Here is a 13,487-nt window from a genome sequence, read left to right on the forward strand (position 1 = left end):
CTTCAATGGTTGGTGCCGGTCGTGCGGCGCGGGCGCACGAAGCTGTCAATGGAAAGGCGGCCGGGTCCCACATGCTCGAGCACGCCGTCGGCGATCAGGCAGGCGACCGCCATGAACCCCTGACCGGGATCCCGAGAGGCGGCGAGGATTTCGCGGATGGCCACGCATCCGCGGAGCGTCGACGCAACCGCCTTGACGTCGGCGATGTGGGCCTCGTCGCGGCCCCGCAGGGCGCGGTGCAGCAACCTGGCGTTAACGGCGCGATCCCGGGTGATGTGATCGCCGGTACGCACCACGAACCTGTCCGCGACGCCGGGCCGCTGATCCCGGATCAACTCCAGCGTCCGCCCGATGCCACTCGGGCCAACGCGCCGAGCGGGCTTCACGGCGAATGCCGTCCTGGTCCCGTCTTCGAGGTCAGCGACGAAATCGAGCGTGTGCTGCCGAACGACGCCGTCCGTGTCGACGTACTCGACAGGGCCGACCTGATCGCGCACATCGACAACCGACGGCGTGGTGGTCAGGATGTAGGCCAGATCGCGCTCGAGGGTGCTCTCGAACACGATCTCCCGCCTGGTCCTGGGATTCACCATCGCCCCCCGGAATGCGCCGCGGGACCTCTTCGCGGGCCTGCGGCTCGCCACCGAAGCCGACGGCGCGATCCAGATCTTCTCGGTACGGGGCCGCTGCGTCGCGTCCTCGCTGCGGCTGGGATGACCCGCAGCATCCGCGTTGACGCCAGCCGCAGTGGCAGGCGGAGCGACGCACGAAGTGGTTGCGGGCCTGGGCCTCTGCCGACGCGGCGACGGGTAGTAAATCGAGATCTTCCCAATAGTCATGCCATGTCTCCTCGTTCCGCGGCTTAAGCAGCGCGGAGGTTTCGGCGGTCGAAGCAGAACGGGACTCAGCCCGCGATGCGTATCGAGCGCGCTATGGAGAGATGAACGCTGGGGAGGGCGCGGCGGAAATCGATGACGTCGAACATTGACCACTCCTCCTGGTGAGCGCTTGGCGCTGGTTGCAGACGACGGAGGATGGTCGGACCGCCCGGTTTCGATCTGCCGATCGGCACCGGCGGGCACGGCATCCTCTAGACGAGCCCGCGGTCGCCCGCGGGGTTCGAAGTCAGTCCGGGAGGGAAGTGATCAGCTTCGCATTCCCGCACGGGCCACGGCTCGAAACCGGGGCCTGGACGGCGGGACGTTGCGGATCGGGTCGCTCTCAGGCAGTGCGCACTGCCCAGACATCGATCCGACCGCGGACGTGCCGCCGGTCGCGTATCGTTATGATGTCGTGGGGGCGCATGGTTACCTCTTGAAGAGCGGCGGCCCTCATACCCGGAGCCGAAAGCCAATGCAAGATCCGAAACGCGAATACACTGAAAATTCTCCGGCTCCCATTTACGGATGCCTCGGTTGTTTCGGCACAAGCTGTGGACGTGCGATCTCTATACGGCCGACGCTCCCGGGTGCTGACGATACGAGCCCAAAGTCAGCCTGAGGCTGCGAGCGACCACAGGAGCGCCCAGACGCGGTGCTGGTGGCCGAGGAAAGGCGCACGAGTTCCAGTATCTTCACCAGCCTTCCGCGGCCTACCTGATCTCGGGGATCGACGAGGCAGGATTCACAGGTCGACAAGCAGGATCAGTCGTGAGTGCGCTCCGTGATCTGCTGCCGGGAAGGGTTCAAATCCTTTGCCCGACCGCAATAAGGCTTCGCTGATGTATCATCACGCAGGCCTTAGGGATTCGACCCCGCGCCGCGTGTCGACGTTCGAGCGTTGATATGCTTGGTAGTTCGCGCCGGTGCTTTGATTGAAAGCGACGACGATCCGATGAGGCGAGCGATTTCGACTAAAACACCCCACTCGAAAGGTGATCCTCACTCGAGCCCGTTGGAACATCAGTCCGGGCAGAAGCGACGCTGGCATTATACCAGTGCTATAAAAATATTTCACCTGAATAATGCCTCTCCGCTTCCATTGACCTCGGCAAGCTTCATGCCTCTGCGGCCGGGAATGCCAATTCCGGGGTTTCTTTGCCAGGCCGCGCGGACCCTCCTCAACGTTTCCCAGGCGTGGCTCTGGCATCAGGCTGCCGTGTCGAAGAAGACGATCAATGATTTCGAAAACGGCTTTCTCGAGCCAAGCGATGAGATAATCGGCCGTATTCGGCGTGCACTCGAAGCCGGGGGCGCACAGTTCGTGTTCGGAGAAGACGTCCTCGGAGTCGTCGTATATCGTTCGAACGAGGAAGAGAGCCTCAGTTCGCGATCGGCCAAGCGGCGGACCAGGTGACGTCGGGCGTTAACCATAGTTAACGGAATCTGCGGACAAGATTTATATCAATGGTATAATTAGTTCATAGGTTGGAGGCGTCTCATTTGCCTCGGCGATGCGGTCAGGTTCGCTGGAAGCAATCCAGCCGAGCGCCCCATCCATCCGTTCACCGGAAGTGCGTTTCGTTTCCATCATTCAAGGGCTTTGGCGGCCATCTGATTGGCTGACCTGGCGTCAATGAACCGTTGGAGAGCCGCATGATCACGGACCGACGTCTTCACGTTACGCATGATTTATTGGCCGCCAGCAGCGCTGAACGCGGACATACCGGCCGCCGCCAAAGAAATCTGGCAAAGCGTCAACGCCAGAGGGCGAGAGAGCGAAGCAGGGTTCCAGTTCGTATCGATGACGAAATCGTCGACGTCATCGACGCCGACTTCGATGAACTGACGTGCGAGCCTGAGACACTGCTGAGATTGGCAAACCAGCTCTGATCATCATCCCCGATTGTAGGTTAGGGAGGGCAGGGCGCATGGGCTCTGCTCTCGACGCACGCGCATAGCCCGGGACCGTGGGTATTTCTCACGTGCACATGCGCCGTGCCGCGAAAATGCGCGCGCCGCCCACGCAAGTGCCGAGCGTGCCCTGATTCTCCTCGATGGAGGTCCATGCTGGACGAACAGGCAGACGCCGGACCGGAAGTCGAGAGGCTGCTCGGCGCCGCGGGCGAGCTCGCGGTGATGCTGGGTGCCGAGCCCGAGACAGTTATCCGAGCGCTGGCGGACATAATCCGAAGACGGATCGCGTTTGAGCGAGCGAAAGCCGAACTCGGCGCGGGCGCCCGAATCCCGTGACCGACATCTCGGCCGGTCGGCGCTCGGCGCCGCTCTGCGAACGCGAGCGAAGATAAGCCCAGTTCTCGGCGGCGCCGCACTACCGGCGCGGCGCTGGCGCGCCTTCCGTCTGACGGGAATGGCATTCCTCCCATGCACGTGACAGGAGAATGAGCGATGCCCAGCTTGGCTGAAAGAGTCGCTTCTGCGACCGCCGACCTGCGTCGTCTGGCGAAAGGATGGCGGCCTTCGGAGACCGATCTCATCGGCGCCGTCGGTCTGGAAAATTGGATGGTGGCGATTGACGGCGAGATGCCGGTGCTGATCGGGGAGTCGGTGGGCCATCCGCATCTGGGCGATCAGTGGATCACGACCAGTCCTGTTCTGTGGATCAGCGAGGACCGGACGATCGCGCGCACTCTCAGTCGCTGGTATCGCCTCGGCAAGTCCGCACTGCCACCGCCCAAGGTGCCCCTTTCCAAGCTCTACCACTGACCGGCTTGGCTCCTGAAAGGCCAACGAGCAGCCTGCTCGACCCGCTGCGTGGCTACAACGACGAACTTCCAGGGCCCGCTGGAACAGCGTTGATCGCAGGAGCATTCATGGGAGTGATTTCCGGAACACGGGCCGCCAAACTAACCAAGAGGATGCCGGAACGCGCTATTCACTGCGGAGTGATTTCCGGCAGGTCGAAGATCTTCCAGTCCGGCACTTCCGAGACCTCGGGAAACTCGACCCCGAAGGGGCGCGTCGCGTCGATGCCAACCGTGGAAGAATAGCCGCCATCGGTGGAGGGATCGAGCGGTGCTGCCGCCGTGCGGTCGACCACGAACACGTCCTCGCGCGGCTTCACCCGAAACGACATCGCCCACTCGACTTCGGACGATCTACGGATGTCGATGTCGGGATCGACCACCACCACCCACTTCGGATGAATGTTCAGGGCCATGGCCGCCAGGATCGCCTGCCGCGCCTCGCCCTCGTAGCGCGGCGTCATGGCGATGACGAAATAGACCTGAACACCGCCCGAGCTGGTGATCGAAACATCGGCAATGGTGGGAAATTGCGCCTTCAACTGGCGCAGCACGGACGCCTCGAACGGAATCTGCTTGAGGACATGGTTCTCGGTAATCGGCTTGCCGGTGAGCAGGCCCTGGAAGATGGCGTCCCTGCGATGGGTGATCGCCGTGACCTTCGCCGTCGGCTTCGGCGAGACCGGCGTGTAATAGCCGGTATATTCGCCGAGCGGGCCCTCGTCGCGCTGGTCGTCAGAATCGACCACGAACTCGATGATGAACTCCGCATGGGCGGGTACTTTCAGGTCGCTGGTCACTGCCTTGGCCAGTTCGACCGGCGCGCCGCGCAATCCGCCGGCGACGAACCAGTCATTGGTGGTGTCGCCTGATTGCACCTGGCAGGAGAAGGCGGTCATCGGGTCGACGCCGATGACGATGGCGCCGTGCAGAGGAACCTTGCGCGCGATAGCCTTCGCCATATTCTTGCCGAATCGGTGGCTCGGCGCGGCCCACACGCCGAGCACCTTCGAATCGTGCAGCTGGAACCGGTAATTGCCGATGTCAGGCACGCCGGTGTCCGGGTCCTCGGAAACGACAATGCCGGCGGTGATGTACGGGCCGCCATCCTTCGGACTGTAAGTCGGCACAGGAAGTTTGCTGAGGTCGATGTCCTCGCCAGTCAGGACGACCTCCTGGCACGGCGCGGGCCCGTCGAAGTCGACCGGGCCAATGGGATTGTCGATAGCTTTGGTCACGCGTTCGTGAATGGTCTCGTCCGTCGCCTCGAACGCGATGAGGGCGCGCCGCCGATTGCCGTATAGACCGCCCACCAATGGGAATTGGGTGCCATTTTCCTTGAACATCAGCGCCGGACCGTCGAGCGCGCTGGTCTTGGCGAGGGCCTTGGCGACGTCATACTGCAGGGCGATGGGCCGGGTAATGTCGACGAGTTCGCCGGCCTGCCGTAACGTCGAGAGGAAAGCTCGCAGGTCCTTGTAAGGCATGTTCCACCGTTCTCGCTGCCCGCAGGGGCGTGATTAATGCGCAGCTTTCCTTTCGAGGTAAAGACGCAGGACCTAAGGGCCGCGCTGCGTGTCGGCGTCTCGGTGGGACTGCCCATATGGGCGATCTATGCATCGGGACATATCCATTTTGCCGTCTATGCGGCCTTTGGAGCGCTGACCTCGCTCTATGGCCATAGCGAAATCGTCGAACGGCGTGTCGAGACGCAGGTCGTGGCCGGCGCCGCTCTGGTCGCCACCCTTGCTTCGGGGGCGCTCTATTCGGTCACGCAGGGGCCGCAATGGCTGCTGCCGGTCATGCTCGCCGCGGTGGTCGTCGGGGCGGGAACGCTCGGCACCATCATGCGCTGGGTGCCGCGCGGCGAGATCTTCTTCATTCTGGTTTTCCTGGTCGTCGCCGGCATCCCGCTGACGCCTGAGGAGATACTGCCGGTCATCGCCGTCGGCGCCGGTGGGGCCGCGTTCTCGATTCTGCTCACACTGCTGGAGCGGGGCGGCAGGGCTGACGCAGAGCCCTTTGCGCGTGGCGTTCGCCTGAGGATGCAGGCCGGCTTGGCCACCCTCGACCGGACCCGCCACGCCATCACGATCACGATCGCGGCAATGGCAGCAACCGGCGCATGGTTGCTCGCTCTCGCCCTCGACATCGGCCATCCCTTCTGGGCTCCCATCGCGGTGGCGGCGCTGATGCCGGCTCTCACTCCCGCCGACGCTATGCGCCGGGCGATCTACCTGTTGCTGGGCACGCTGGGGGGCGTCTGTATCGGCGCCGTCCTGTTCGCACAGGAGCCCGGACCGCTGGCGCTGATCATCAGCATCGCGCTCTGCCAGGCGGTGGCGGAACTGTTCATGGCTCGTAACTACGCATTGGCGCTCGTCTTCATCACGCCGCTGGCGATCGGCATGAGCAATCTCGGCCGAAATCTCCCATGGTCTCCCTTGCTGGTCGAGCGGCTGGCCGAGGCCGGGCTCGGGGCTGCCGTGGCCGTCGTGGCGATCCTTGTCGGCAGCAGGCTTCTCGCGCTGCTCGCCGCACCGCGCATCGAGAGCGAGGCTTGACGCATGCGCGCCGGATCGAGACGCGGCTGGGTTGCTTGCATCGCGCGCGACATTCGGATCAGTATCGCGCAACGCCAAGGGAGGGCCAAATGGCCGGTGCACATTCGCTGAAGCATGAAATCTTCATTTCGGCCGATATAGAAAAGGTCAGAAGAGCGCTGAGCACCGCCGAAGGCCTCCGGGGATGGAATACTCCACATGTCGAGGGAAGCGGCGACCTCGGAACGCTTTGGAATTTGAAATATTCGGGACGCCCTGAATTCTCTTGGAGGATCGACCAGGATAACCCGGAAGACATCCTGTGGACCTGCACCAAGGGTCCCGGCGACTCCGTCGGCACCACAGCGACTTTCACCTTCGCGTCGGCGCCTGACGGACGGACGCGGGTGCGCGTCACCCATGGCGGCTGGCCCCACGACGAAGCCAATTTCATCAAATGCAATACGATCTGGGGCGCGCTGATGCATCACCTGCGCGAATACGTGGAATCCGGCGTCTCCAACCCGGCGTTTGCCTAAGTCCGCCCCGGAGCTCTCCCCATGCCGTCGCAGCAGTCGCTTCCTGAATTCGTCCGGGCCATGGACGATGCCGGGTTCCTCGTCCGCATCACCGACGAGATCCGCGTCGACCAGATCCCTGTCACGCTCGAGGCCAATCCGACCAAGGCGGTGCTGATCGAGAAGATCAAGGATTGCGAGTTCTCGGTCCTCGCAAATGCCTACTCCAACCAGGACATGTATGCCTGGGCCATGGAGTGCGACAAGACGCAGACTGGCCGCAAGATGGTCGAGACGGCGAAGTCGCGCGTGAAATGGGAGGTCGTCGACACGGCGCCCTGCAAGGAGGTCATTCTGAAGGGCGACGAGGTCGACCTGACGCGGCTTCCCCTGTTCCTGCATCACGACCGCGACGGCCACGCCTATACCAACGACAACCTGCTCATCAGCAAGCATCCCGACACCGGCGTCTATGACTGGGGCATCTACCGCTCCATGTTCCGCTCGAAGAACGAGAAGTCGGTGGACATGACCTGCACCTCGCACCGCCAGCGCATCCACGCAATGGCCGCGGCGGCGAAGGGGCAGAACCTCGAGGTCGCCATGGTCATCGGCGGGCCGACCCTCGACAAGATCTCGGCCCTGGTCGGCGTGCCTGGCGACACCGACGATTTCGAGGTGCTCGGCGGCTTCTACGGCGCGCCGGCCAAGATGGTGAAATGCGAGACCATCGACGTGATGGTGCCGGCCAATGCCGAGTTGGTGCTCGAATGCGAGCTGATGGCGACCGAGGGGCTGAACTTCGACGAGGGCCCCTATGGCGAGTTCACCGGCATGTATGGCGGCGGGATGAAGCACAATTATCGCCTCAAGGTGAAGGCGATGACCTACCGAAAGAACCCGATCTACCAGCATTGCACCATCGGCGGCATGCATCCCTGGTACACCGACAACATGTTGCAGCTGCCCGCCATCGAGGCCGACCTCTACGGCGCGCTGCGCCTTGCCGGCATCGACGTGGTCGAGGTGCGCAGCCCCGCCGGCGGCCTGTCCAACATCGCCTATGCCAAGATCCGCCCGCTCGGCGCGGGCGATGCCAAGCAGGCGCTCGGCCTGATGCTCACCTGCTCCAAGCAGGGCCTGCCGAAGGTGGCGATGGTGTTCAATGACGACGTCGACATCTGGGACGACCAGGCGGTGCTCGCCGCCATGGCGTTCCGCTACATGCCCGACCGCGACACCGTCATCATCAAGGACTGCAACACCATGACGGTGGACCCGAAATGCGCCGAGCCCGGCGTCGCCTCGAAGATCGGCATGGACTGCACCAAGCCCATGGGGGCCGGTTGGAACCCGGACGAGTTCATCAAGAGCGCGGTGACCGATCTCGGCGACCCGCCGGCGGACCTCGTGCCGATGAGCGAGGACCAGATCGCGCGGGAGATGGAGGCCTTCATCGGCGCGGAACCCCGCGCCTGGCTCGACATCCTTAAGCATTTCCACGGCCAGCCCTACAAGCTCATCTATGGCGCCTTCGGCGGCCTGCGCCACAAGCTCGGCCGCATGAACGACGCGCCGTGGTATCGCTACACGCTGTCCGACCGGCCGTTCGCCTTCGAGGCCAAGCCGGCGGCCGTGTCCAATTTCGATCCGCGGCATGTAGGCTCGACGTCGGCATGACGGCGCTGGGAGCCTGACAATGGGGAGCGTACCCAGGCGCATGGTGGTGGGCATCACCGGCGCTACCGGCATCGTCTACGGCGTACGGCTGCTGAGGGCGCTGCGACAGCTCGAGATCGAGAGCCATCTCGTCGTTTCGAAGGCGGGCGAGATGACGCGCGCCTATGAGACCGAGATGTCGTCCGAGGAGCTGCGCAGCCTCGCCGATGTGGTCTATTCGCCGAGCGACATCGCCGCGCCGATCTCCAGCGGCTCGTTCCGCACCATGGGGATGATCGTGGCGCCCTGCTCGGTGCGCAGCATGAGCGACATCGCCCATGGCGTGACCTCCGGCCTCATCAGCCGCGCGGCCGACGTCTGCCTGAAGGAGCGCCGCCGGCTCGTGCTGATGCTGCGCGAGACGCCGCTTCATGCCGGGCATCTGAAGAGCATGCTGGCGATCACCGAGATGGGCGGCGTCATCGCGCCGCCGGTCCCGGCCTTCTATGCGCGCCCGCAGTCGCTGGACGACATGGTGACCCACACGATCGGCCGGGTGCTCGATCTGTTCGATCTCGACCTCAAGGCATTTCCCCGCTGGGGCGAGGAGGACGGCGTACCGGCGCAAGAAGCGGCCCCGGCGACGCCCGGCCAATAGCTTCGGCGGCCGGGGCGAACTACCGCTCGCTCGCAGGCGCGAACACCCATTGTCGAGACCCAGGATGGCGCAGTGATTGTGCAGTGAATTGGAAGTGCTCGGGTCGATGCAAGATCAGGGGTTGATTGAAATAACAGACATCCCCCAATCGCATCGGGACGAGCCTCTGCCGTGGGCAATCCTTGGCCCGCAGCTTTACGAGAACGACGCGATGCGCCTTGGAAGCGCACCCGGACGGCTGTGGCATCTGGACTCCCAGCCTAGTAAGAAGGCGCTCCACATACTTTCCGACGGCTCGCCTTCGACGCCTGACGACACCGCGAGATAGGCGGAAACAGCCGTGCCCTTCATGACGACGAATCCGGCGCTCGCCCGGTCCCTGGCCGCCCGGGATTACGACAACCCAACGCCGGTGCAGCTTGCCGTGCTGGCGCCCGAGGCGTCAGGTCGCGACCTCCTGGTGTCTGCCCAGACCGGTTCCGGCAAGACAGTCGCCTATGGCCTCGCCATGGCCGAGACGCTGCTGGGCGTCTCGGAGAGATTTGCGGCCGCGACCGTGCCGCAGGCGCTGGTGGTGGCCCCGACGCGCGAATTGGCGCTGCAGGTCCAGCGCGAGTTCGCCTGGCTCTACGCGGCGACCGGAGCCCGCATCGTCTCCTGCGTCGGCGGCATGGATCCGCGCCAGGAGCAGCGGCTGCTGAACCAAGGCGCCCATGTGGTCGTCGGCACGCCCGGCCGCCTGCGCGATCATCTGGAACGAGGCCGCCTCGACCTCTCCGCGCTGCGCGTCGCCGTGCTCGACGAAGCCGACGAGATGCTCGACCTCGGCTTTCGCGAAGATCTCGAGTTCATACTTGACGCCACCCCGCCGGAGCGGCGCAGCCTGCTGTTCTCCGCGACCATGGCGCGTGGCATCACCACGCTTGCCAGGCGCTATCAGCGCGACGCGCTGCGGATCGAGGTGGCAAGCGCTGAAGGGGGTCACGCCGACATCGAGTACCGCACGATGCGCGTCGCGCCGACCGAGGTCGAGCATGCCGTGGTCAACGTGCTGCGCTATTACGACACTCCGAGTGCCATCGTGTTTTGCAACACGCGGGAAGCCGTGCGGCGTATGCACGCCATGCTTCAGGAGCGGCAGTTCTCCGCGGTGGCGCTATCCGGTGAACTGAGCCAGAACGAGCGCAACCACGCCTTGCAGGCATTGCGGGACGGGCGGGCGCGGGTCTGTGTCGCCACGGATGTCGCGGCGCGTGGCATCGACCTGCCGAACCTCGGCCTCGTCATCCATGCCGACCTCCCGAACGATGCCGAAAGCCTGCAGCACCGCAGCGGCCGCACTGGCCGGGCAGGCCGCAAGGGCGTTAGCGTGCTGCTGGTGCCGCCGTTTCGTCGGCGCCGGACGGAAGATCTGATGCGGGCGTTGGGCATCAAGCCCTCATGGTCGGGCCCGCCGACCTCCGAGGACATCCGCAAGCTCGACCACGAACGTATGCTGCGCGACCCCCTGGTCGCCGATGAGCCGAATGAAGAGGATGCCAGCGCCGGCCTTGCGCTGCTCGCTGCGCATTCGCCTGAGCATCTGGCCGCCGCGCTGGTTCGCCTCTATCGGGCCGGCTTGCCGGCCCCGGAGGAGGTCGCCGATCCGGGGGAGCCGCGTGCCGCGCGCGACCTTGCTGCCGGTCGGGATTTCGGCGGAGCATCGGGAGCCGGCAGTGTCTGGTTCCGCCTCAATGTCGGGCGCCGCAAGAATGCCGATCCGAAATGGCTGCTACCGCTGATCTGCCGGCGCGGGAACGTGACCCGAAAGGATATCGGTGTCATCCGCATATTCGATGAGGAAACGGCCTTCGAGGTTAGCCTCGCCGCCGCTGACCGCTTCGGCAAGGTGGCCAGCAAGGCGGACGGTGACGACGTAATCATCGAGCGGTTGCCCGGTCCGCCGGAGGGCCATTCGGCGCGTCCCGCCCGCGGGAAGCCGATGCGCGGCCTGCCGCCATCCGAGAAGCCCTCCCGCGGCAAGAAGTTTCGCAATGGTCCCGCGCCTGGGAAATCGGCCGATGGCAGAGCGGAGCACGGCAAGGGCGCGTTCGAGAAGCCGCGCGAGGGCAAGCCATCGGATCAGGGCAAAAGCGAAGGCCAGCGGAAAAGCCGGCGTTCGAACGCGTTCGAGGGAAGACCAAGAGGAAAGTCGACGCGACGCTTCTGACGGGAGATTGCCGAGCCCGCCCAGCACCGCCATGGTTATCCGAGGACGTAGGCGCCTTGCCGCAGCGCATCCGGAACGGCCTTTACGTGCTTCGCTATCCTCTCGCTCAAAAAAACGTCGATAATTCTCGACATAAAGACATTATGGCTTGCGTCATTGATATGTCGTGCATCATTTTTATAATCGTGTCGATGAATCTCGACGGATTGAATTATAAATCAGGGAGAACCCCATGCGCCGCTCTCTCCTCGCCTTGGCAGCCACCGCCCTCATGACACTGGCCAGTCCCGCACATGCGGACGAGTTGAGCGGGGCGGGATCGACTTTCGCCTACCCGATCATCTGGCAGTGGGCCCAGGCCTACCGCCAGGCACATGGCACCATCGTGGGCTACCAGTCGGTCGGCTCGTCGGCGGGCGTGAACCGCATCCGCGACAAGGCGGTAGATTTCGGGGCTTCGGACAAGCCGCTGAAGCCCGAAGAACTGCAGCGTCTGGGGCTTGGCCAGTTTCCAATCGTCTTCGGCGGCGTGGTGCCGGTCTTCAACATCCCGGGCGTCAAACCCGGCACCATGCGGTTCACCGGAGCCGTGCTGGCCGACATCTACATGGGGAAGATCACAAAGTGGTCCGATCCCGCGCTCAAGGCGCTCAACCCGGACCTTCCGCTTCCCGATAGCCTGATCGCGGTAATCCACCGTTCGGACGGGTCCGGCACCACCTTCAACTGGGTCTCGTATCTTTCGAAAGCCAGCCAGGAGTGGAAGGAGACACTCGGCGAAGGAAATTCCGTCGCCTGGCCGGTCGGCAGCGGGGCACGGGGCAATGAGGGCGTGGCGCTCGAAGTCCAGCGCGTAGAGAACTCGATTGGCTACGTCGAGTTCACCTATGTCACCCAAGCGAAGCTGGCCTACGGTCTGGTCCAGAACCGTGCAGGGAACTTCATCGCTCCGAGCGCAGCCTCGTTCCAGGCCGCGGCGCTGAGCGTGGACTGGAAGCAGACGCGCGATTTCTATGCCACGATCAACGACTCCCCCGCGCCGGATGCCTATCCGATCGCGGCTACTACCTTCGCCCTCATGTACAGGGCTCCCGTCAGCCCCGACCGCAGCCGGACCGCCTTCGCATTCTTTGCCTTTGCACTTGGCGAAGGCAGTGAATATGCATCGAAACTCGGCTATGTCCCGGTTCCGGAGCCGCTGGTGCGGCAGGTGAAGGAGTACTGGGCCACGGCGTTCAAGAGCGGCAGCTGAAGCGGAGACCTAGCGCACGATGGATGTGAAGCGCCTGCTGTCCGACGATGCGGTCGAGGTTTTCGACGCGCTTGCCCAGCCTACCCGTCTCGATGCATTCCGCCTGCTGCTGCGCTACGCGCCCTACGGCCTCGCGGCGGGGGACATCGCGCGTCTGCTGGCCGTGCCGCACAACACCATGTCGACGCACCTCGCCCAGCTGGAACGCGCAGGTCTCGTCACTTCCCGTCGCGAAGGCCGTTCCATCATTTATGCGGCCAGCACGGGCCGCACGGCCTCCATTCTGTCGTTGCTGATCTCGGAATTGCCGGTTCCGGCAGCGGAGGAACTCGCCTTTCCGCGGCTGCGGCCGAGCGAACCGGTGGCGCGTACCTACAACGTCCTCCTGGTCTGCTCGCATAATTCAGCCCGGTCGATCATGGCGGAGGCGATCCTGAACAGAGAGGGGCGTGGCCGCTTCCACGCCTATTCGGCCGGTAGCCAGCCGCGCGGCGCGCCGCATCCGCTGGTGATCGATCTACTCCGCACCCTCGGCTACACGACCGACGATCTTCGCTCGAAGAGCTGGGACGAGTTTGCCGACGGCGCCGTCGAGCCGATGGACTTCGTCATTACCGTTTGCGATTCGGCCGCTGGCGAAAGCTGCCCGAATTTCCCGGGACACCCTCTTACGGCCCATTGGGGACTGCCCGATCCGGCGGCTGCGGGCAACAACGAGGCCGAACTTCGCGCAGCCTTCCAGAGCACGTACCGGCAGATCGCGGCGCGCATGTCGGCCTTCGTGAACCTGCCGATCGAGACGCTGGACCTTGCCGCCCTCAAAAGAAGACTCGGCGACATCGGCGTCATGGAAGGCGCAACCGAAATGACCGTCGCCGCCCGCGCGGCGTGAGGCACTGACCAGCGATCATCGTTCTGTGCTGGACATCCTCCCCGATGCGCAGCGCGGCCTGTTCCGCAAGGAAGACGGCGAGCTGGTCGTGGACGCCGATGGCCACCGCGTGG

General features: G+C 64.3%; 14 protein-coding genes. 12 read left to right on the forward strand and 2 right to left on the reverse strand.

Features of this window, described 5'->3' with window-relative positions; all coding sequences use genetic code 11:
• Positions 1 to 2: 2 nt before the first annotated feature.
• On the reverse strand, positions 3 to 563 hold the full coding sequence (locus SNOV_RS22545) for a PDDEXK family nuclease (RefSeq protein WP_049785706.1): 561 nt from the start codon (positions 561 to 563) through the stop codon (positions 3 to 5).
• On the opposite strand from SNOV_RS22545, the gene SNOV_RS23755 reads away from it, so the two are divergent.
• The 5 genes from SNOV_RS23755 (at position 550) to SNOV_RS06355 (ending at position 3,605) form a co-directional block, all read left to right on the forward strand.
• Complete coding sequence (locus SNOV_RS23755; RefSeq protein ID WP_187291096.1) at positions 550 to 717, forward strand: hypothetical protein; 168 nt, start codon at positions 550 to 552, stop codon at positions 715 to 717. The two genes, SNOV_RS22545 and SNOV_RS23755, sit on opposite strands and share 14 nt — an antisense overlap.
• A 1,071-nt stretch (positions 718 to 1,788) precedes the next feature.
• Positions 1,789 to 2,295 carry a helix-turn-helix domain-containing protein gene (locus tag SNOV_RS23375; protein ID WP_144295955.1) on the forward strand — a complete coding sequence of 169 codons (507 nt, stop codon included), beginning with the start codon at positions 1,789 to 1,791 and terminating at the stop codon, positions 2,293 to 2,295.
• A 239-nt stretch (positions 2,296 to 2,534) separates the two neighbouring features.
• Positions 2,535 to 2,771: a hypothetical protein gene (locus SNOV_RS23380; protein WP_144295956.1), complete on the forward strand. Its 237-nt coding sequence runs from the start codon at positions 2,535 to 2,537 to the stop codon at positions 2,769 to 2,771.
• Between the two features lie 174 nt (positions 2,772 to 2,945).
• A complete protein-coding gene (locus SNOV_RS06350) occupies positions 2,946 to 3,131 on the forward strand; it encodes a hypothetical protein (protein ID WP_013166090.1) in 186 nt (61 codons plus the stop codon).
• A gap of 156 nt (positions 3,132 to 3,287) precedes the next feature.
• Positions 3,288 to 3,605 (forward strand): DUF6634 family protein, encoded by a 318-nt coding sequence (locus SNOV_RS06355; protein WP_013166091.1) that lies wholly within the window; start codon positions 3,288 to 3,290, stop codon positions 3,603 to 3,605.
• Between the two features lie 169 nt (positions 3,606 to 3,774).
• Here the strand turns inward: SNOV_RS06355 and SNOV_RS06360 are convergent, their stop codons facing one another.
• Entirely contained in the window at positions 3,775 to 5,130 is a 1,356-nt protein-coding gene (locus SNOV_RS06360; RefSeq protein ID WP_013166092.1) for a UbiD family decarboxylase, read from the reverse strand.
• 36 nt (positions 5,131 to 5,166) lie between these two features.
• Here SNOV_RS06360 and SNOV_RS06365 point away from each other — a divergent pair, with 36 nt between their 5' ends.
• The 7 genes from SNOV_RS06365 (at position 5,167) to SNOV_RS06395 (ending at position 13,374) form a co-directional block, all read left to right on the forward strand.
• Positions 5,167 to 6,207, forward strand: a complete 1,041-nt coding sequence (locus SNOV_RS06365; RefSeq protein ID WP_013166093.1) for an FUSC family protein — start codon at positions 5,167 to 5,169, stop codon at positions 6,205 to 6,207.
• Between the two features lie 89 nt (positions 6,208 to 6,296).
• On the forward strand, positions 6,297 to 6,725 hold the full coding sequence (locus tag SNOV_RS06370; protein WP_013166094.1) for an SRPBCC family protein: 429 nt from the start codon (positions 6,297 to 6,299) through the stop codon (positions 6,723 to 6,725).
• Positions 6,726 to 6,746: 21 nt separating this feature from the next.
• Positions 6,747 to 8,384, forward strand: coding sequence for a UbiD family decarboxylase (locus SNOV_RS06375; protein WP_013166095.1), 1,638 nt, complete (start codon positions 6,747 to 6,749; stop codon positions 8,382 to 8,384).
• A 19-nt stretch (positions 8,385 to 8,403) separates the two neighbouring features.
• Positions 8,404 to 9,021, forward strand: a complete 618-nt coding sequence (locus SNOV_RS06380; RefSeq protein WP_013166096.1) for a UbiX family flavin prenyltransferase — start codon at positions 8,404 to 8,406, stop codon at positions 9,019 to 9,021.
• Between the two features lie 349 nt (positions 9,022 to 9,370).
• Positions 9,371 to 11,230 (forward strand): DEAD/DEAH box helicase, encoded by a 1,860-nt coding sequence (locus SNOV_RS06385; RefSeq protein WP_013166097.1) that lies wholly within the window; start codon positions 9,371 to 9,373, stop codon positions 11,228 to 11,230.
• 232 nt (positions 11,231 to 11,462) lie between these two features.
• On the forward strand, positions 11,463 to 12,482 hold the full coding sequence (gene pstS, locus SNOV_RS06390) for a phosphate ABC transporter substrate-binding protein PstS (protein ID WP_013166098.1): 1,020 nt from the start codon (positions 11,463 to 11,465) through the stop codon (positions 12,480 to 12,482).
• Between the two features lie 19 nt (positions 12,483 to 12,501).
• Positions 12,502 to 13,374, forward strand: a complete 873-nt coding sequence (locus SNOV_RS06395; protein ID WP_013166099.1) for a metalloregulator ArsR/SmtB family transcription factor — start codon at positions 12,502 to 12,504, stop codon at positions 13,372 to 13,374.
• The last annotated feature ends 113 nt before the right edge of the window (positions 13,375 to 13,487 follow it).

It is taken from the genome of Ancylobacter novellus DSM 506 (assembly GCF_000092925.1).
Classification (GTDB): Bacteria; Pseudomonadota; Alphaproteobacteria; order Rhizobiales; family Xanthobacteraceae; genus Ancylobacter; species Ancylobacter novellus.